At 55.6% G+C, this 18,618-nt stretch carries 16 protein-coding genes; 6 read left to right on the top strand and 10 right to left on the bottom strand.

What is annotated here, in order from left to right; genetic code table 11:
* Positions 1-55 precede the first annotated feature (55 nt).
* Complete coding sequence (locus OK409_RS21380) at positions 56-652, top strand: TetR/AcrR family transcriptional regulator (RefSeq protein WP_264367499.1); 597 nt, start codon at positions 56-58, stop codon at positions 650-652.
* 89 nt (positions 653-741) lie between these two features.
* Here the strand turns inward: OK409_RS21380 and OK409_RS21375 are convergent, their stop codons facing one another.
* The gene (locus tag OK409_RS21375; protein WP_010246772.1) at positions 742-1,311 is read right to left on the bottom strand and encodes a TetR/AcrR family transcriptional regulator; all 570 of its coding nucleotides are present in this window, start codon (positions 1,309-1,311) and stop codon (positions 742-744) included.
* Positions 1,312-1,447: 136 nt separating this feature from the next.
* On the opposite strand from OK409_RS21375, the gene OK409_RS21370 reads away from it, so the two are divergent.
* Positions 1,448-2,173 (top strand): glutathione S-transferase, encoded by a 726-nt coding sequence (locus tag OK409_RS21370; RefSeq protein WP_264367498.1) that lies wholly within the window; start codon positions 1,448-1,450, stop codon positions 2,171-2,173.
* A 122-nt stretch (positions 2,174-2,295) separates the two neighbouring features.
* On the opposite strand, the gene OK409_RS21365 is transcribed toward OK409_RS21370, so the two are convergent.
* The 7 genes from OK409_RS21365 to OK409_RS21335 all read right to left on the bottom strand — a co-directional run bounded on the left by OK409_RS21365 (position 2,296) and on the right by OK409_RS21335 (position 8,363).
* Positions 2,296-3,075 (bottom strand): ABC transporter ATP-binding protein, encoded by a 780-nt coding sequence (locus tag OK409_RS21365; RefSeq protein WP_187484569.1) that lies wholly within the window; start codon positions 3,073-3,075, stop codon positions 2,296-2,298.
* Complete coding sequence (locus OK409_RS21360; protein WP_264367497.1) at positions 3,072-3,758, bottom strand: ABC transporter permease; 687 nt, start codon at positions 3,756-3,758, stop codon at positions 3,072-3,074. Before OK409_RS21360 ends, OK409_RS21365 begins: the two co-directional genes overlap by 4 nt.
* A gap of 9 nt (positions 3,759-3,767) precedes the next feature.
* Entirely contained in the window at positions 3,768-4,493 is a 726-nt protein-coding gene (locus OK409_RS21355; protein WP_176442685.1) for an ABC transporter permease, read from the bottom strand.
* A 6-nt stretch (positions 4,494-4,499) separates the two neighbouring features.
* The gene (locus OK409_RS21350; RefSeq protein WP_022624593.1) at positions 4,500-5,348 is read right to left on the bottom strand and encodes a transporter substrate-binding domain-containing protein; all 849 of its coding nucleotides are present in this window, start codon (positions 5,346-5,348) and stop codon (positions 4,500-4,502) included.
* 21 nt (positions 5,349-5,369) lie between these two features.
* On the bottom strand, positions 5,370-6,557 hold the full coding sequence (locus OK409_RS21345; RefSeq protein WP_264367496.1) for a M20 metallopeptidase family protein: 1,188 nt from the start codon (positions 6,555-6,557) through the stop codon (positions 5,370-5,372).
* 241 nt (positions 6,558-6,798) lie between these two features.
* Entirely contained in the window at positions 6,799-7,698 is a 900-nt protein-coding gene (locus OK409_RS21340) for an alpha/beta fold hydrolase (RefSeq protein WP_191921735.1), read from the bottom strand.
* Between the two features lie 50 nt (positions 7,699-7,748).
* Positions 7,749-8,363, bottom strand: coding sequence for a TetR/AcrR family transcriptional regulator (locus OK409_RS21335; protein ID WP_264367495.1), 615 nt, complete (start codon positions 8,361-8,363; stop codon positions 7,749-7,751).
* A gap of 199 nt (positions 8,364-8,562) precedes the next feature.
* On the opposite strand from OK409_RS21335, the gene OK409_RS21330 reads away from it, so the two are divergent.
* Positions 8,563-9,594: an AI-2E family transporter gene (locus OK409_RS21330; protein WP_052271293.1), complete on the top strand. Its 1,032-nt coding sequence runs from the start codon at positions 8,563-8,565 to the stop codon at positions 9,592-9,594.
* On the opposite strand, the gene OK409_RS21325 is transcribed toward OK409_RS21330, so the two are convergent.
* The gene (locus OK409_RS21325) at positions 9,583-12,312 is read right to left on the bottom strand and encodes a cation-transporting P-type ATPase (RefSeq protein WP_264367494.1); all 2,730 of its coding nucleotides are present in this window, start codon (positions 12,310-12,312) and stop codon (positions 9,583-9,585) included. The two genes, OK409_RS21330 and OK409_RS21325, sit on opposite strands and share 12 nt — an antisense overlap.
* Positions 12,313-12,826: 514 nt before the next feature.
* Between OK409_RS21325 and OK409_RS21320 the strand changes: the two genes are divergently transcribed.
* Genes OK409_RS21320 through OK409_RS21310 form a run of 3 tightly spaced genes read left to right on the top strand, consistent with a single transcriptional unit; the run spans position 12,827 to position 17,935 of the window.
* Positions 12,827-13,915, top strand: coding sequence for an efflux RND transporter periplasmic adaptor subunit (locus tag OK409_RS21320; RefSeq protein WP_264367493.1), 1,089 nt, complete (start codon positions 12,827-12,829; stop codon positions 13,913-13,915).
* Entirely contained in the window at positions 13,915-16,977 is a 3,063-nt protein-coding gene (locus tag OK409_RS21315) for an efflux RND transporter permease subunit (RefSeq protein ID WP_264367492.1), read from the top strand. Before OK409_RS21320 ends, OK409_RS21315 begins: the two co-directional genes overlap by 1 nt.
* Positions 16,970-17,935, top strand: a complete 966-nt coding sequence (locus OK409_RS21310) for an acyltransferase family protein (protein WP_264367491.1) — start codon at positions 16,970-16,972, stop codon at positions 17,933-17,935. Before OK409_RS21315 ends, OK409_RS21310 begins: the two co-directional genes overlap by 8 nt.
* Here the strand turns inward: OK409_RS21310 and OK409_RS21305 are convergent.
* Positions 17,921-18,613 (bottom strand): DJ-1/PfpI family protein, encoded by a 693-nt coding sequence (locus OK409_RS21305; RefSeq protein WP_264367490.1) that lies wholly within the window; start codon positions 18,611-18,613, stop codon positions 17,921-17,923. The two genes, OK409_RS21310 and OK409_RS21305, sit on opposite strands and share 15 nt — an antisense overlap.
* Positions 18,614-18,618 lie beyond the last annotated feature (5 nt).

Below are 18,618 nucleotides of genomic sequence, written 5' to 3'. Positions count from 1 at the left end.
ACACATACGTCGCGTATGTCAATTAATATACCTCGCGTATGTGAAAGGAGAGTGTATGGCCGCTAAACGTCGCGCTGAAACAATGGAAGAGAACCGGGCAAAACTGATTGCAGCAGCACGCACAGCCTTTGCCGAAAAAGGCTTTGCCGCCGCATCAATGGATGAACTGACGGCCAGCGTAGGTCTGACACGCGGGGCGCTCTACCACAATTTTGGTGACAAAAAGGGGCTGCTTGCGGCGGTCGTCGCACAGGTTGATGGCGAAATGGCCCAGCAGGCTAAAGCGGCAGCGTCTGGGGTGAGCGATGCGTGGGAGAAGCTGGTGGCTGAAGGCATCGCCTACATCCGCATGGCAATGGATAACGAAGTACAACGTATTGTGCTGCGCGATGGCCCGGCTTTCCTGGGAGATCCCTCGCAATGGCCCAGCCAGAACAGCTGCCTGGAAGCCACGCGTGAAACGATTACCCGTATTATCGACAGCGGGATAATGAAGCCGGTCGACGCCGATGCCGCCGCTCATCTGCTGAACAGCGCGGCATTGAATGCCGCACTGTGGGTCGCTTCCAGCAGCGAGCCGGAAAAGGCGCTGCCAAAGATGATCGACGTGTTCACACAACTGGCAGGCGGCTTGCGCCATAGTGCGATTTAACCCTGAATGTTCACTGCTGCTTTCACTGATAGCCCTGAAGCTCTGAGTGCTGACGCCTGCATCTCTTTCAGGCGCGGTGTCGTTTTAATTCAGTGTGACAGCGGAATCAGGCCGCTCTCCTGATAGGTCGCAATCAGGTTATCAAAAATGGTTATATCCTGGCGCGTGCGGGCTATTAACTGCGCGCCAGCAACTGCGGTGTAGATTGCCAGCGCACGCTGCGCATTTTTCTCCGGGTTATCGGGCGACTTTTCGCAAAGGACCTCTGTCAGCCACTCGACGTTCGCATCGACAAAACACTGAACCTCACGCTTCACTTCCTCGGGCAGATCTTCATATTCCGCCGCCATAAAGCTGGAGAGACAGAGCCGGTTGGCATCTTCAAGCGACTTGCGGAAAATCTGCGGATAGCGCTGCAACGCTTCATCCGGTGAGGCACTTTGCTCGCGTATAGTCTTTAAATCCTCAGCCGTATCCTGCCAGTATCGGTTGGCAACCGCGGCTCCCAGATTGGCCTTACTGGCGAAGTGATAATAGATACTGGCATTCTTGATGCCTACCTCGTCAGCGATGCTGCGAAAATTAATCCCGTTATAGCCATGATTCTGGGCAGCACTTTTTGCTGCGGCCAGAATGGCTTCACGCGCGTTCAGGCTCATAACTCAGTTTTCCTTCAGGAGGTGAAGACGCATTATAAGGGGAAAATATTTACCTGCCAACTGGTAGACAGGGGTTGACAGGAGAAAAGTTCGGCATCACAATACACCTACCAATTGACAGGTAGGTAACTTAATCATGACTGATATCCACAATGCATCTGCAGTTCCGTCACTCCCCGCCCTGAAGATTTATGACTGGTATGATGGCCCTTATCCTGCACGGGTCAGGATTGCCCTGGCGGAAAAGGGATTAGTTTCTGAGGTCGAATTTATTCCGGTCAACCTGTGGAAAGGTGAGCATAAAAAACCTGAATTTTTAGCGATCAATTATTCAGGAACCCTGCCGGTTTTAGCGCTGAATGACGGATCGCTGATCGCTGAATGCACCGCCATTACGCAATATCTCGATGTGCTGGATGACAATCCGCTTCTGACTGGCATCACGCCGGCAGAAAAAGGCGTTATCCATATGATGACCAAACGGGCTGAGATCGAATTTCTTGATGCAGTCAGCGTCTATTTCCATCATGCCACCGCAGGACTGGGGCCGGAGGTGGAGCTCTATCAGAATCCGGAATGGGGTGCGAAGATGCGTGAAAAGGCCATCAGAGGGATGCACTACTTTGACGGCGTTTTACGCTCACAACCTTATGTCGCGGGCAATACATTTTCGATGGCGGATATCGCCGTAACCGGCGGAATGATTTTCGCGACTTTGGTGAATCTTGCTGTTCCTGACGAATGTCGCGCCCTGAAAGCGTGGTATGCAAAAATCCAGAGCCGCCCCAGCTATCAGCAATGGCAGGCAATGGTTGAAGCGGGCCGCCCTGCTGCTGCTGCATCGTCTCAGGACCGGGGGTAAGATCGCGCTGATCGTTCTGGATAACGTGGTCTGGCTGCTGTAAAAAACCCCGGAAAATCTTCCGGGGTTTTGTGATCTCAAAACATGAAATTTTCGCGCGTCAGCCTTATCAGAATGCCAATTCAGCCTGCATTACGCTCAAAGTGGCTGTTCACAAAGGCGCGGCAGCGTGGCGAGATCGGATCGAGAAACACCTGCTCCGGTGAACCGGACTCCTCAATCATGCCCTGGTGCAGAAACACCGCTTTGTTCGACACGTCACGTGCAAAGCCCATTTCATGGGTGACGATAATCATGGTACGTCCCTCTTCCGCCAGACTGCGGATCACCCGCAATACTTCGCCCACCAGCTCCGGATCCAGCGCTGAAGTTGGCTCATCGAACAGTATCGCTTTCGGCTGCTGCGCCAGCGCCCGTGCAATCGCCACACGCTGCTGCTGTCCGCCGGAAAGCTGCGACGGCCAGGCGTCGCGTTTTGCATAGAGTCCCACTTTATGGAGCAGCGCTTCTGCTTCTTCAATCGCCTCTTTATGGCTGCGCTTCTGCACATGAACCGGCGCTTCAATGATGTTCTGCATCACCGTTTTATGCGGCCACAGGTTGAAGCTCTGAAATACAAAGCCGAGCTGCATTCGCATCAGCTTGATGCGACGGCGCTGCTCGCGGCTCAGTTTTTCGTCGGCGTTATCCAGGGTGACGTTCACCTCGCCTACCGAAATTTCGCCTGCCTGTGGTACTTCAAGAAACGGGATGCAGCGTAACAGCGTACTTTTTCCCGACCCACTGGCACCAATCAGCGATATCACATCGCCATCCTGCGCGGTCAGGCTGATGTCGTGCAGCACTTCGTGTCCCGCATAACTCTTTCTGAGATGACTCAGCATGATGGTAGGGGCGGTCATGAGCGTGCTCCAAAATAGTAAGGTGATAAGCGTCGTTCCAGCATCGATACGCCTTTGCTGACCAGTATGGTGAGTATCAGGTAGATCACCGCCGCGCTCAGGAACACCTCCAGCGCCCGGAAAGTGGAAGAGACTATCGAGTCGGCAATGCCGGTCATCTCCATCAGGCTGATAGTGCTGACCAGCGACGTTGCTTTGATCATCGAGATGATCTCATTGCTGTAGGCCGGCAATGCCTGTCGAATCGCAATCGGTAAGGTGATGCGGGTAAAGATTTTATACGACGACATGCCCGAGACTTTAGCGGCCTCCAGCGACTGCTGACTCACCGCGCGCAGGCCGCCGCGCAGGATCTCCGAGGTGTAGGCGGCATCATTCAGAATCAGCGCCAGCAAGCCGCACCAGTAGGGATCGCGCAGCAGCGGCCAGAACAGGCTTTCCCGCACCGCCGGTAAACTGCCAAGGCCGTAATAGACCATAAAGATCTGGATCAGCAGTGGCGTACCGCGAAACAGCCAGACGTAGAAGCGACAGAAAACGCTGCAGACACGCGTCATGCGCAGCAGGTTAAGCAGCAGCGCCAGCACGCCGCCGCCAAAGAGTGAGAGCAGCGCCAGGTTGATGGTCAGCGGCAATCCTTTCAGCAGCGCCAGCAGCGTCTGCTGTAAAAACATCATATCCACGTGGACTCCTTACCCCTTCACGCGCTGTTGACCGCGCATCGCAAACTTTTCCACGTAGCGGAAAACCATATCGGAACAGGTGGTGATAATCAGGTAGATCACCGCCCCCACGCTGTAGAAGAAAAAGGACATCTGGGTGGAGTTGGCTGCGGTGGAGACCTGGTTCATCGTTTCCACCAGTCCGGTTACCGAGACCAGCGCCGACTCTTTGATCACCGATTGCCACTGGTTGCCCATGCCGGGCAGCGCAGTGCGTAACGCCTGCGGCACGATAATGCGACGAAACATCATCAGCCGTCCCATGCCGGTCACGGTCGCCGCTTCCAGCGTTCCGCCGGGAATGGCGTAGAAAGCGCCACGGAATACCCCGCTCTGATAGGCACCGGAGATCAGCCCGATGGCAATCGCGCCCGCCACAAAGCCGTTCACATCGAAGGGTCCCGGGAAGCCCAGCGCGGTGCCCACGGTGGAGACCACCTGTCGTCCACCGAAGTAGAAGAGGTAGATCACCAGCAGTTCCGGCACGCCGCGAAACAGTGTGATATAGCCTGCCGCCAGTCGCTGCTGCCAGCGTGAACCGGCAATCTGCATCCAGCAGAGCACGCTGCCCAGCAACGCACCCAGCAGCCAGGCGCATAACGACACGCTGACGGTGACGGCGGCGGCGTTAAGCAGCACGCCACCCCAGCCCTCATCCCCGAAGCCCAGTATCTGCCAGTCAATATTCATCAGCATCAGCGGTTACGCTTTCGGCGCGACATCTTCGCCAAACCATTTGATCGACAGTTTGCTCAGCGTCCCATCTTTGATCATGGAGTCCAGCGCCTGATTCAGCACCTGCTGCAGCTCACTGTTGCCTTTACGCAGACCAATCGCCGAGCCTGCGCCCAGCACGCCACCGGAGAAGCCATAGCCGCTGCTGCTGATCGCCTCAGCATGTTTTTTCACAAAGGCGTTGAGGTTGGTACGAGACGCCATGACGGCATCCACCCGGCCATTCATCAGGTCGGCGAAGGTTTCAGGACCCGCCTGATAGGTGCGGATAGTGGCAACGTCGCCCAGGTATTTCTGCAGGAAATCCGCCTGAATGGTGGCGACCTGCACCGCGATGGTTTTCCCTTTGAAGGTGGTTTTCAGATCGTCGATCGCTTTTTTCATGCCGGCGTCATCATCCGCCGTCACAATCGTGCCGCTGCCTGGCAGCGTGGCCAGCGGGCTTTTTTTCGCAGTCACAAAGCTGGAGACGCTGACGGTGTACTGATGGGTAAAATCGATCGCTTCAGCACGTTTTGGCGTTACGGTCACCGCATCGATCACCGCATCATATTTACCGTCGATAAGACCTGGGATCATGCCCGACCATTTCTGGGCGATGATTTCATATTTGAAGCCAGCACGTTTAGCCAGCTCCGCCACCATATCCGGCTCATAGCCGACGATTTTGCCGCTCGGGGTGGTCTGGTTGAACGGAGGATAAGCCGCTTCAGTCGCAAACTTCAGGGTGCCGAAATCTTTCGCCTGGCTGAACGCGGAAGTGGCGAGCAGCGCCACGGTCAAAGAAGCCGTGAACAGGCGGTTACGCATCATCATATAAACCTCATTTATTTATTATTAAGAGAGTAAATCAATTGCAAGGCGGGTCAGCGCCTGCGTCCCGGCGGTAATGCTGCGTTCGTCCGGCTGATAGTCGGAGTTATGCAGGTGATCGTCACGGCCCGGCGTGGCCGATCCAATATGAATCTGGCAGCCCGGTACCCGTTCCGTGAACAGTGAAAAATCTTCGGCTCCAAAGCTGGCGCTGGGCTGCGCGATGATAGGCTTATCAAACTGATGCGACAGAATCTGTTCCAGTGAATCGATCAGGCGATCGTCATTCATCAGAGGCGGCACGCCGCGATGGAAGTTAACCTCCACCCGCACGTTTTGCGCCAGCGCCACCCCTTCGCACATCCGTTTAAACGAGGTTTCCATTGCAGCGCGTACTTCCGGCGACTTAGTACGGATGGTGCCCTGAAACAGGCAGCTATCGGGAATGATATTGTGGGTGGTACCACCCTGAATGTGCCCGATGGTCAATACGGCGGAGTGAGCGGGATCGCGTTCACGCGAGATGAGGGTCTGTAGCTGGCTGATGAGATGCACGGTCGCGATGATCGGATCGGTGCCCATGTGCGGACGTGCCGCGTGGGTCGATACGCCATGCACCGTAACGTCGAATTCATCGCTGGAGGCAGTGCTGGCCCCGCGCGTCAGGGCGACTTCTCCCGCAGCCAGTTCAGGCTTGTTATGCAGGGTCACGGCCCAGTCGATGCCATCTGCCGCACCGTCCGCAATCATCGCCTCAGCGCCACTTTCTGGCGTCTCTTCCGCAGGCTGGAATATCAGCCGGACCCGGCCTTTGAGCTGTTGACGATAGTGCGGCAGGATCGTTGCGACACCCAGCATCGTTGCGGTGTGAATATCATGTCCACAGGCGTGCATTTTTCCGGGATAGCGGCTGGCAAACGGTAAACCGGTCTGCTCATGGATCGGCAACGCGTCCATGTCGGCGCGCAACAGCAGGGTCTTACCCGGCTCTGCACCGTCGATATCCACCACAACACCGCTGCGGCCAACGCCGGTGCGGGGATTGAGCCCCAGCGCCTGCAGATAGTCTGTGACCAGACTGGCGGTGCGCAGCGTATCAAAGCCTAATTCCGGATGCGCATGGATATCACGTCGAATCGCCACTAACTGCGATTCAAGTTCATTAACTCTGGCTTTTATTTCCCCGGCCAGTCGTGCTTTTTCCTGATTCATAGCAGCCCCGGCAATATGCGATCGGCACTCTGCTGCCGACCGCTATTTTAATCTCATCCTGATGACGGACGTTGATGACCGTTTATTTATTCACAGCACGCGACAGAAAGCAACGCGCAACAGCCTGCTCTACATACTTAAAAATCAATAAGATAGTGTTATTTATTGGAAACCTGTATGAGATAACAGCGGATCAGCAATAATATTAATAATCCGCCACACGACATTACTTTACCTACTGTCACTGAGGTGATATTTCGCTTTTATCCGGAGAGGGAATAAAGAAGTCTGCCAGTATTTCCGCTAATTTCTCGGGTTGTTCGTCGGGAATAAAATGGCCGCAGTTGAGAACAGTTTCACTGCTAACCTGATGCGCTACGGTGCGCAGCGGGGTGGCCATATCGGGTATCGATCCCTGGTCGGCACTGACAGCCAGCAGCGGTAAAGCCAGTTTGCCTTTTAACGCGCGCTGTCGATTCTGCTCTGCCGACTGTGCAAAAGCGCGGTAAAAAGCCAGTCCGGCCCGCAAGGCCCCGGGCTGCTGAAAAACGCGCAAATATTCATGACGGGCCGCCGCATCTATGCGATGTGGATTGGCTGACTTACGGTTAAAAAACCAGTCGAGGTAGATCGCCTCTCTGCCAGTGATCAGCGCTTCCGGTAAATCATCCACACAGTGAAATCCAAAATGCCAGGTTTTCCAGGCACTATCACCCACCATTGGCAGTAAGTCAGGCAGCGTGATACCGGGAATGCCGCCATCCAGCAGCGCGAGACGGCTAACCTTTTCGGGATGGCCTGCCGCCAGTGACCAGGCGACCCACGCCCCGATATCATGCCCGGCCAGATGAAAGCGTTCGATACCCAGCTGGTTCAGCAGCGCCAGTATGCGCTCTGCTACGCTGTCAGTGTCGTAACCACTGGCTGGAAAGTCAGAATCACCCTGCCCTGGCAGGTCGGGTGCGATCACATGAAAGCGGCTGGCAAGCAGGGGGATAACCTCCCGCCAGGCATAACTGCTTTGCGGGAAACCCGCGAGCAGAACCACAGCCTCAGCGTGTTCACTGCCTGCGCTGAGGTAGTGCAGCCGCTGCGAGTCAATGTTAATAAAGTGGTGCTGGTAGAGTGGATAAACGTGCATGAAACCTCCGGATAATAAGGAAACGATCACTTCCTTAATGAGTAAAAAATTTAGTCGAGTAACTTCAGCGCCAGGGGGATGATGCTGGCATCGGGCCGGGTCGCAGCAACTTTACCGGCGACCCGCATCCCCAGAACAATGCAAAGCATTAGCGAAGCGGTGGCGTCCCTGTCCAGTGCAGGATTGACCGAACCATCCTGCTGACCCAGGCTGATTATCTGCTGCAGATTATGCTGGTTGCGTATCAGCGCCGCGCTGACGGCTCCGGCAAGTTCCTCATCCAGAGTTTGCAGCTCCACGGCGCTGACAGCCACCAGACAGCCGCGCTCACCTTCGACATCGCGCACTGAATCCACATAAAAATTGAGTAGCGCCGCCAGTTGCTCACGGCCATTTTCACATTGCGCCAGCCGCGCGGCTAAACTGCTGTTACGCATTGAGAGATAGCGAGCAAAGACGTTTGCAAACAGCGTGCGCTTGTCGGTAAAAGCTTTATAGATGCTGCCGGTAGTGAGTTGCATAGCCTGGCCCAAATCGCCGATCGAGGTGGCGTGATAGCCCTTTTGCCGGAATACCAGCATTGCGCTGTCCAGTGCCGCATCGGTATCAAACGCCCGCGGTCGTCCCCGCTCTTTATAACGGTTATCGTTCATCGCAAACACCATTAGAGAATGATCATTTCCTTAAAGATAGACTGATTTGTCCCGCAATGAAAATCATTTTCCTGCAGCTAAACAATGCATCAAGACGCTGATACGCATTTCATAACCTTTCTCCAGACCCTTTCCCATCTGACCTGACGCAAGGCACTGAAGCTTAAGCCTCATCTATACTGCAGCTTATCTTTGCTGAAGGAGCCCAATCATGGGACTGAGCTGGTTTACCCTCTGGCCGCCGCTGGCACGCGTGCTGTTTATCCTCGCCTGTCTGACCATTATTCTGACCGGCCTTTATCTGGCAGCACCGCTGATCAATCAGGTTCTGCTGGCAATGTTACTGGCCATCATGCTTGATCCCCTGATTACCCGGCTGGAAAACAAACGCATACCGCGCATCGTCTCGTCACTGCTGGTGATTATGCTGATGCTGTTGATCATGGTGGTCACTATCCTCAAGTTAACCGTGCTGACGCCCGATTTAATGCAGCTCAGCCGCCAGGCGCCCGTGCTGCTGGCGGCCCGGCTTGAACAGCTGACGCTGGCCTTTGCACGGCTTGATATCGGTATGACGCCCGACCAGTTGCTGACCTTTGTGGATGCAGGGGCAATAGTGCGCATTGTCACTGCATTTCTGACGCAAATCCCTGGCGTCATCTCATGGTGGATCATGGTGTTCCTGATGCTGCTGTTTATGCTCTATGAGATGCCGCTGCTGAAAGCTGCAATGCAACAGCGGGTAAAGGGAAAACATCAGGCCTTTTATCTGGCGCTGCAGGAGGGAATTCAGAGCGTGATTGTGTATGCCAGAGTGAAAACGCTGACCAGTATTCTGGGCGGGTTAATCGTGGGCGTCGGTGCGCATCTGATCGGGCTGAAGTTTGCCTTTTTCTGGGGCGTGCTGATGTTCATCTTTAATTACGTGCCGGTGCTTGGCTCCTTTCTGGCCGCGATTCCGCCGGTGATCCAGAGTTACATCATGTTTGATTTACAGATCGCGCTGGCGGTAGCAGGTTTCTTTGTGGTGCTGAACCTCTGCCTGAGTTCGGTGATCGAACCATTGCTGATTGGGAAGCGACTCAATCTGGCGCTGACCACGCAGTTGCTGGCGTTTCTGTTCTGGCAGGCGTTACTGGGGATTACGGGCGGGATACTGGCTATTCCACTGACCTATCTGATTAAAAAGGTCCTGCTGGCGAGCTATCCGCAGCAGGACCCGGAGACAGAATTAACTCAGTGATGGCGTCTTCACCCGCCATGCGCGGGTGAGGCGTTTTTCAATCTCAACTATGATGAAGATCGCGATACTGACAATCAGCGAAATCAGCCAGTAGTTGATCGGCAGTGGACGGGTACCAAACAGCGTGTTCATTAATGGCACATAAATAATGATCGCCTGAAGGACAATCAGTACCAGCGTCACCAGCCAGATACCGCGATTTTTCAGCAGACCGCGATCCAGTGAGAAGCCATCAGAGTTACGGCAGTTAAGCATGTAGGCCCACTGCGCAGTCACCAGCATCTGCAGCAGCACGGTACGGATAAACTCGGCACTGTAGCCACGCGGTTGCAGCCAGGCTTCCAGCACAAAGGCACTGATTGAAATCAGCAGACCGACAAACACCACGCGCCAGATAGCGTAAGCGTCCATCACGTGCGCTTTAACATTGCGCGGTGGCCGGCGCATCGCATTGGCTTCAGCAGGCTCGAACGCCAGACCAAACGACAGCGTGGCGGATGTTGCCATGTTCATCCACAGAATCTGTACCGGGGTTAACGGCAGCAGATTGCCCATCAGAATCGCGATAATAATCAGCAGACCCTGTGCCAGGTTGGTGGGCATGATAAACAGGATGGTTTTCTTGAGATTGTCGTAGACCCGACGTCCCTCTTTGACTGCTGCAGCGATGGTGGCAAAGTTATCGTCGGCCAGAATCATATCGGCCGCCTCTTTTGTCACCTCGGTGCCTTTAATACCCATCGCAATACCGACGTTGGCCTGTTTCAGCGCCGGAGCATCATTGACGCCGTCGCCGGTCATGCCAACGATCTCGCCGCTCGCTTCCAGCGCTTTCACCAGACGCAGTTTGTGTTCCGGGCTGGTGCGGGCAAAAATGTCATAGGTTTTTGCCGCCTCGGCCAGTTCGGCGTCACTCATGTGTTCAAGCTGGTAGCCAGTGATAGCAGCCTGGCTGTTGCCGATTCCCAGCATCTGACCGATCGCCATCGCGGTTTCCTGATGGTCGCCGGTAATCATTTTGACGCGAATGCCCGCTTTCTGGCACTCGTCAATGGCGGCAATCGCCTCGGGACGTGGGGGATCCATCATGCAGGCCAGACCCAGCAGCACCATGTCACATTTCAGATCGGCATGATCCAGCGCGGTAACGGGTGCAGAGGTTCTCTTCCAGGCGGCGGCAACGGTGCGCAGCCCTTCGCTGGCGTAGGTGGTGATGGCGGCATCCCAGTACGCACGGTCTATCGGCTCTGCACCCTCCGGCGTTTGCTGCTGCTGACACAGCGTCAGCAGCACGTCTGGCGCACCGGTCAGCAGCACATAAGATTCGCCGTTGGCAACACAGCTGACCGACATATATTTATAGAGGGAATCGAACGGCAGCTTGCTCACCACCTCAACCGGCTGAGGTGTCGTCTGACCCTTCGCCGCCAGCACCTTCAGCGCGCCTTCAGTCGGGCCGCCAACAATAGTCCAGTGTCCCTGACTTTCCTGACGCAGCTGGCTTTCATTACAGGTGTCTACCGCATGCAGGAACTGCTGAAACAGCGGATCCTGTGCCGCAGAGAGTCCACTTGCGTCGCCCTGCTCAGCAACAATCTCCCCTTTGGGTTCATAGCTGTTTCCGCTGACGCGCCAGCGGCTCTTCGCCAGCACCACCGCTTTCACCGTCATCTCATTCATGGTGAGCGTGCCGGTTTTATCGGAGCAGATCACCGACATCGCGCCCAGGGTTTCAACAGTCGGCAGCTTACGGATAATCGCCTGGGTCCGCGCCATCGACTGCACGCCCAGCGACAGGATGATAGAGATAATGGCAGGCAGACCTTCCGGAACCGCAGCAACCGCCAGGCTGATGACGGACAGCGAGAGCTCGCCCAGTGGAATGTCACGCAGCAGATAGCCGAAGATAAACAGGGCGACCATCATCAGCAGGATGATGAAAAAGATCGCTTTACCGAGTTTGTCGATCTGCACCAGCAGCGGGGTTTTAACCTCTTTTATGCCGCTGATCATTTCGTTGATATGGCCCAGCTCAGTATCACCGCCGCTGGCGATCACCACGCCTGCGGCGGTGCCGGAACTGACGGTAGTGCCTGAAAAAGCCAGGTTCAGACGGTCGCCCAGCGATTTTTCACCGCTCAGCGTATCGGTGTTCTTCGACACCACCGTCGACTCCCCGGTGAGAATCGCCTCTTCAACCCGAAGATTATTGACCTCAAACAGTCGCAGATCAGCCGGGATTTTATCGCCGGGGCGTAACATCACCACATCACCGACCACAATATCGCGCGTCGCGACCGTGACCTGTTTGCCATCCCGCACCAACATCGCTTCACTGGCAAGCATGTTCTGAATACTTTTCAGTGACTTCTCGGCATTATTCTCCTGAATAAAGCCGATCAGGGCGTTAATGACGGCCACGCCGATAATGACAAAGGTATCGACCCAGTGACCCATGATCGCGGTGATCACCGCCGCGGCCAGCAGAATATAGATCAGCACATCTTTAAAATGCGCGATGAATTTGAGCAGAGCCGATTTCTCAGCTTTTTGCGGAAGGGCATTGGGACCGTGTTTCTGCAGGCGTTCCTGCGCAGTGGCGGTGGATAATCCTGCTGATGAGCTCTGCAGTTCGGAGAATATCTCTGCCACACTACGCTGATACCAGGGGCGCTCAGATAAAGCTAACGCTTTATCATGCTTATCATTATTTAGCATATATAAACCTCGTGCCATTTAGCGATGAAATAAAGGCGCAATTAAAAGACATGCATTTTGCAGGCAGCCCCTCCTGCAGGTAATGACCGATATCATATTTACGTAAGAAACGTCTGACGAATAACATAAAATGGCTAAATTAAATCTAACCTATATTATGAGAATGACAACGTTGTTTTTGTTTAGCTAAGGTTTAAGTATGCTGATGCAGTGTGCATCGGTTTATACTCTGGCTCGCAAAAGGAAACTCTGATGAAAAAACAGAGCATTATCATGCTTTGCGGTTTCGTTATTCTCGCGGTCGCCGCAACGACTCTGGTGGGCTTACTGACCTGGCTGGTGGTCTCTCAGATGGCGGCGTAATCCGATTCAGGCGAAGCGGCCCTGCCGCTTCGTTAAACTTATATGACGAAGATTAAAAATAAGTTTATCCCGGTCGCGATAAGCATCAGGGTTTATTACGCCTTAATGCTTATCAAACCGCAGTTTAAAAGCTGATGTTAAGGCGAAGAAAATGATTAAACGCAAGGTTATCCTCATTTTGCTCTGTTGTTTTTTTATGACAGCGTGCGATGAAAAAAAAGAACCGGATGCTCCCCCGCCCCGCGTAATTAAAGTTTTCACCCTTGAGTCGGACATCGCTCAAAATATCCGGGTATTTCCTGCGCGTATTCAGGCGGGTGATAATACCGATCTTGCGTTTAAACGGGCAGGCCAGCTGGTACAGCTTGATATTCGTGACGGAACGCCCGTGAAAGCGGGACAGCTTCTCGCTACCCTGAATGATGCAGATGCGAAACTACGGGTACGCGACCGCCAGACTGCACTGCAACTGGCGGAGCGACAATTTCAGCGCTTCAATACGCTGGCCCAGCGCAGCGCCGTTTCAAAGTCTGAAATGGATGTGCAGCGTGCTAATCGCGATGCCGCCGCGACTGCGCTGAAAATCGCACAGGAGGAGTTACAGTTTCTTAGCCTTCGCGCGCCGTTTGATGGCGTGATTGCAAGGGTACAGGCGCGTAATCATCAGGTCGTGGCCGCCGGACAGCCCATTGCGCTGCTGACCCGTGCCGATCTGCTCGACGTCATCTTTACGCTGCCCGAAACCCTCTTCACCAGCCTCGATATCCAGAATATTGACTATCAGCCTGAGGTGCAGTTGAACGCCCTGCCAGGCCGCTTTTTCACCGCACAATATAAAGAGCATACCAGCCAGACGGATGCCGCCACGCTGACCTATCAGGTGGTGCTGACCATGCCGCGTCCGGCTGATCTCCCTGGCGTTGCCGGCCTCAGCGGATCGGTGCGCGTCAGGCTGCATAACCTGCCAAATGCCCCTGCCCAGCCGCGTCTGGTCGTGCCTGCGGCGGCGGTGTTCAATCCCGATCGCAGCCCCACCAATCAACCGCACGTCTGGCTGGTTGAGCAGCATGGTGAGGCGCTGCGCATCAAAGATCGACCTGTCGAAGTTGGCCGTCTCACCGCCCAGGGCATAGAAATCATCAGCGGGCTGAAGCCGGGCGACCGTATCGTTGCCGCCGGTGTGGGTGAGTTGCGTGACGGTGAAGCGGTGCGCATCTGGCAGCGCGAGCGGGGTTTATAATGCGTATTCAGGAGCATTTTCTTGATAAACCCATTCGCATCTGGATGGTCATTCTGCTGCTGGGCGTGGGCGGCATCTATGCGCTGCTCAACATTGGCCGCCTCGAAGATCCGCTGTTTACCATTAAGTCGGCGGTTATTGTCACCCACTATCCCGGCGCGTCCGCACAGCAGGTTGAAGAGGAGGTAACGCTGCCGCTGGAGAATGCGCTGCAGCGCCTGCCGTCGCTGGACAATGTCACGTCCATTTCTGGCAATGGCCTGTCGCAGATTACCGTTAATATTCATACCCGCTATCTGGCCGATCAGCTGCCGCAAATCTGGGATGAGTTACGTCGTCGGGTCGGCGATGCGGCCCGGCAGTTCCCGCCTGGCGTTCAGGCCCCGCTGGTTAACGATGATTTCGGCGATGTTTACGGCTACTTCTTCGTCATTCATGGTAAAGACTTTACCAACAGCGAACTGCGCAACTATGCCGATCAGCTGCGGCGCGATCTGGTGCTGGTGCCGGGTGTGGCTAAAGTTGCGGTAGCGGGCGTCGAGCAGGAGGAGATCCGCATCGCTCTCTCCGCCAGCAAAATGACCGCCTATGGTATGACGCCGCAGCGCGTCGCCGATCTGCTGAGCCGGAATAACAGCGTTGCCAGTGCCGGAACGCTGAGGGTCGACAGCGAATCGATCCGTTTTCATCCCACCGGCGAACTGCAGACGCTGGACGATCTGGCTAATCTGCCGATTCTGCCCGCTGGCAACCCACAGAACGTGCATCTGCGCGATATCGCCACCCTGACGCGTGGCGTTACCGACAATCCCGCCAATATCTACTTTGCAGACGGTGAAGCGGCTCTAGCTATCGGCATTTCGTTCGCGCCCGGTGTCAATGTGATTGATGTTGGCGACGCGCTTTCCGCCCGAATGGCGCACTACCAGCAGGATACGCCCGCCGGTATCAGTCTGAAGGTGTTCTATAACCAGGCGCATGAGGTGAAACAGTCGGTTGATGGCTTTATCCTCAATTTCCTGATGGCGCTGGCGATTGTGGTGGGAACGCTGCTGCTGTTTATGGGCCTGCGCAGCGGCATGGTGATTGCCGCCTCGCTGGCGCTTAACGTGCTTGGCACACTCCTGATCATGTACCTGTTTAAACTTGAGCTGCAGCGGGTGTCGCTGGGCGCGCTGATTATTTCGCTCAGTATGCTGGTGGACAATGCCATTGTGGTGGTCGAAGGGGTCAAAATCGATCATCAGCGCGGGCACCCTTTACAGCAGGCCATTACCCGCATGGTGCGGCGCACTGCCCTGCCGCTGCTGGGTGCCACGGTGATTGCAATTCTCGCCTTTGCGCCGATTGGCCTGTCGCAGGATTCGACCGGCGAATATTGTAAATCGCTGTTTCAGGTGCTGCTGATTTCACTGATGCTGAGCTGGGTCACGGCGCTGACCTTAACGCCGGTGTTTATCAACTGGAGTGAGAAGCGCCGCAGCACCGCTCAGCCTGAGCAAACCGAACCCTCCACGCCTTATCAGGGCATCGTATTCCGGCTCTATCGTCAGGCGCTGGGCGGCCTGCTGCGTTTCCGCCTGACCACGCTGACGGTAATGGTGGCACTGCTGGCTCTGTCGCTGTATGGCTTTACACTCGTGAAGCAGAACTTTTTCCCCTCCTCCAGCACGCCGGTCTTTTTCACCGATCTCTGGCTGCCCTATGGCACCGATATTCATTACACCGCGAATACGGCGGCGGATATTGCCCGGTTCATTAATCAGGATCCTGAGGTCGCAGCCACGGTCACGACGGTGGGCCAGGGCGCTCTGCGCTTTACCCTGACCTATGACGCGGCACGGCAGTACAGCAACTTCGCCCAGATTATGGTGCGGGTTAAGGATGGCCGACAGTTAGATGCGCTGGCGCTGAAAACCGAGGCGTATATTGAGCAGAACTTCCCGCAGGTGAATCAGCGCATCAAACGTATCCAGTTTGGCAGCGCCAGTGACAGCGCCATTGCCCTGCGGGTGATCGGCCCCGATCCCGAAGTACTGCGCCACATCGGCAGCCAGCTGGATGCCATTTTCCTGGCGGATGGCTCAACGTTCCCGGTGCGCAACGACTGGCAGGAGCGCAGCAAAGTGATCCGCCCGGCCTATTCGGCGCTGCGTGGTCAGGAACTGGGTATCGATAAACGTGACATCGATCAGGCGCTGAGAATGAATTTCAGCGGTGACGCGGTGGGCATTTTCCGTGACGGTTCGCGGCTGATGCCGGTGATGCTCTATCCGGCTGATGAAGAGCGTCAGAGTGTCGATCACATCGAGAATATTCAGCTGTGGAGTGCCGCCCTGCAGCACTTTGTGCCCCTGAGCAATGTGATTTCCGACTTCCGGCTGGAGTGGGAGAATCCGCTGATTATGCGTCGCGATCGTACGCGCGTACTGACGGTGCAGACCGATCCCGATCCCGCTTCAGGGTTAACCTCCTCACAGGTGGTAGCGCGGGTTCAGCCACAGATCGATCAGCTTAAACTCCCGGCGGGCTACCGGCTTGAATGGGGAGGTGAGCTGGAGAGTTCACGTGAAGCGCAAAGCGGGCTGCTGAGTTCGCTGCCGGTGGGATTCCTGGCGATGTTCATCATTACCGTGCTGATGTTTAACTCGCTGCGCGACGCCGTCGCTATCTGGATTACCGTGCCGCTGGCGCTGATTGGCGTCACCTGTGGCTTTTTGTTCACCGGTATTCCGTTTGGCTTTATGGCGCTGATTGGGCTGCTGAGCCTGTCGGGCATGCTGATCCGTAACGGGATCGTGCTGATTGAGGAGATCAGGCTGTTCCGGCAGGAGAAATCGCTGCAGCTGGCGATTATTGATGCGGCGACCTCACGTCTGCGTCCTATTCTGCTGACCGCCTTCACCACGGTGCTTGGCCTGCTGCCGCTGCTGCGCGACGTCTTTTTCCAGAGCATGGCGGTGGTCATTATTTTTGGCCTCGGGTTCGCGACAGTATTGACCCTGCTGGTGCTGCCGGTCATCTATCGTTGCTTCCATGGTCGGGAGGCGCACGGTGAATAAGAGCGGACTGGCAATGCTGAAGACGCTGGCCTGTATCACCGCCGTCTCGTTTTTCACGCTTTACCAGAGCTACGACAGCTACCATTACGACATTAATCTGACGCTGAACGTGCTAAGTTTTGTTTCGACGATCGCCACGCCGCTCTATTTTCTGCTCAGCGGTTATATTGATGCCGGTGAGCTGCATACACCCGCGTGGCAGCTCGGCAAAATTCGCCGCATTCTGCTGATTTTTATCTTCTGGTTCAGCTTTTTCTGGTTTGCCGGGATGCATCATAAGGGCTATCTGATTCAGCCGTGGTTTGTAATTGCGCTGATTGTGATTTACGTGTCGCATCCGCTGATTGACCGACTCATTCAGCGGCCTGGGCTGATGGCATCGGGGATTTTACTGCTGCTGGTGTTAGCTTTTGCCTATGACCTGCTCGCCAGCCTCTACCCGGACCAGCGGGCCTTATCTCTGCTGCCGCAATACCGAATCTGGACCTGGGTGCTCTACTACCTCACGGGTCGGCTGATGGCCGCGCCGCGCGTGATGCAGTTGCTGACATCACCCAGAGTGATAAAGATCAGCCTGCTGCTGCTGCCCGCGGTTTATCTCTTTACCTGGCTGTATGAGCGTCATTACTTTCTTGCGCGCTTTCTGGCGACCCATAACGATGTGGTGCTGACGGGCTCGCAGGTTTATCTGCTGGTGGTGCTGATTGTGATCAGCATTAACACCATTCGCCTGCCGGAAAAAGTCCAGTGGCTGACGCCGTTTCTGACGACCCTTGGGAAGACCATGACCGGCGTCTATATCCTGCACTATCTGATTTTTGGCCTGCTGGCGACGGCAATCCGCATCCAGACGCTGGGCGATAAACTGCTGGTCATCGCCCTGACGTTAATCTTCTCAATGGCGCTGTCACTGCTGCTGTTGCGCATCCCCGGCGTCAGTAAGCTAATCAGCCTGTAGTCGCAGGGCGGCTCGTTCGGTTGCCGCACGACGAGTGGCAAGAAACTCAGCCATTTTCGCCCGCGCCTGCTCCACTTCCTGTGGCGATGCGGTATGCGGCGAACCGCTGGTAAACGGCGGTTCAGGATCATATTCCATCTGCAGCTGAACCGATTTCGCCACCGCGTCACCCGCAATTTCTGCCACCAGCGTCAGGGCAAAATCGATACCAGAGGTCACGCCTGCGCCGCTGATACGATTGCGGTCGCGCACCACCCGCTGACTGACCGGCTCCGCGCCCAGCAGTGCCAGCTGATCGATGGAACTCCAGTGCGAGGTCGCACGATATCCCTTTAGCAGTCCGGCGGCCCCCAGCACCAGCGAACCGGTACAGACCGACGTAACCCACTTCGCCTGTTCGGCCTGCTGACGAAGGAAATTCAGCGTGACGTCATCCGACATCAGGGCGATCTGTCCCGGCCCGCCAGGCACACAGATCACATCCAGTGGCGGACAATCTGCAAACGTAGTGGTCGGCAATATCGACAGGCCGCGATCGGAACGCACCGGCTGAAGATCTTTCCAGATGAGATGCCATTCGACACCAGGCGTGCGCGCAAATACCTCCCACGGGCCGGTTAAGTCGAGCTGAGTGACATCAGGGAACAGCAAAAGACCAATCTGTAGCGGACGATTCATGCGTG

The sequence above is a fragment of the Pantoea sp. RG18 genome (assembly GCF_025910075.1).
GTDB classification, from domain to species: domain Bacteria; phylum Pseudomonadota; class Gammaproteobacteria; order Enterobacterales; family Enterobacteriaceae; genus Pantoea; species Pantoea agglomerans.
The sequence above is the reverse complement of the archived record's forward strand: the minus strand, read 5'-3'. Positions and strand labels throughout refer to the sequence as shown.

Coding starts and splice junctions, on each gene's coding strand:
- OK409_RS21380 (WP_264367499.1), top strand. CDS start 56: ATGGCCGCTAAACGTCGCGCTGAAACAATGGAAGAGAACCGGGCAAAA.
- OK409_RS21375 (WP_010246772.1), bottom strand. CDS start 1,311: ATGAGCCTGAACGCGCGTGAAGCCATTCTGGCCGCAGCAAAAAGTGCT.
- OK409_RS21370 (WP_264367498.1), top strand. CDS start 1,448: ATGACTGATATCCACAATGCATCTGCAGTTCCGTCACTCCCCGCCCTG.
- OK409_RS21365 (WP_187484569.1), bottom strand. CDS start 3,075: ATGACCGCCCCTACCATCATGCTGAGTCATCTCAGAAAGAGTTATGCG.
- OK409_RS21355 (WP_176442685.1), bottom strand. CDS start 4,493: ATGCTGATGAATATTGACTGGCAGATACTGGGCTTCGGGGATGAGGGC.
- OK409_RS21350 (WP_022624593.1), bottom strand. CDS start 5,348: ATGATGATGCGTAACCGCCTGTTCACGGCTTCTTTGACCGTGGCGCTG.
- OK409_RS21345 (WP_264367496.1), bottom strand. CDS start 6,557: ATGAATCAGGAAAAAGCACGACTGGCCGGGGAAATAAAAGCCAGAGTT.
- OK409_RS21340 (WP_191921735.1), bottom strand. CDS start 7,698: ATGCACGTTTATCCACTCTACCAGCACCACTTTATTAACATTGACTCG.
- OK409_RS21335 (WP_264367495.1), bottom strand. CDS start 8,363: ATGGTGTTTGCGATGAACGATAACCGTTATAAAGAGCGGGGACGACCG.
- OK409_RS21330 (WP_052271293.1), top strand. CDS start 8,563: ATGGGACTGAGCTGGTTTACCCTCTGGCCGCCGCTGGCACGCGTGCTG.
- OK409_RS21325 (WP_264367494.1), bottom strand. CDS start 12,312: ATGCTAAATAATGATAAGCATGATAAAGCGTTAGCTTTATCTGAGCGC.
- OK409_RS21320 (WP_264367493.1), top strand. CDS start 12,827: ATGATTAAACGCAAGGTTATCCTCATTTTGCTCTGTTGTTTTTTTATG.
- OK409_RS21315 (WP_264367492.1), top strand. CDS start 13,915: ATGCGTATTCAGGAGCATTTTCTTGATAAACCCATTCGCATCTGGATG.
- OK409_RS21305 (WP_264367490.1), bottom strand. CDS start 18,613: ATGAATCGTCCGCTACAGATTGGTCTTTTGCTGTTCCCTGATGTCACT.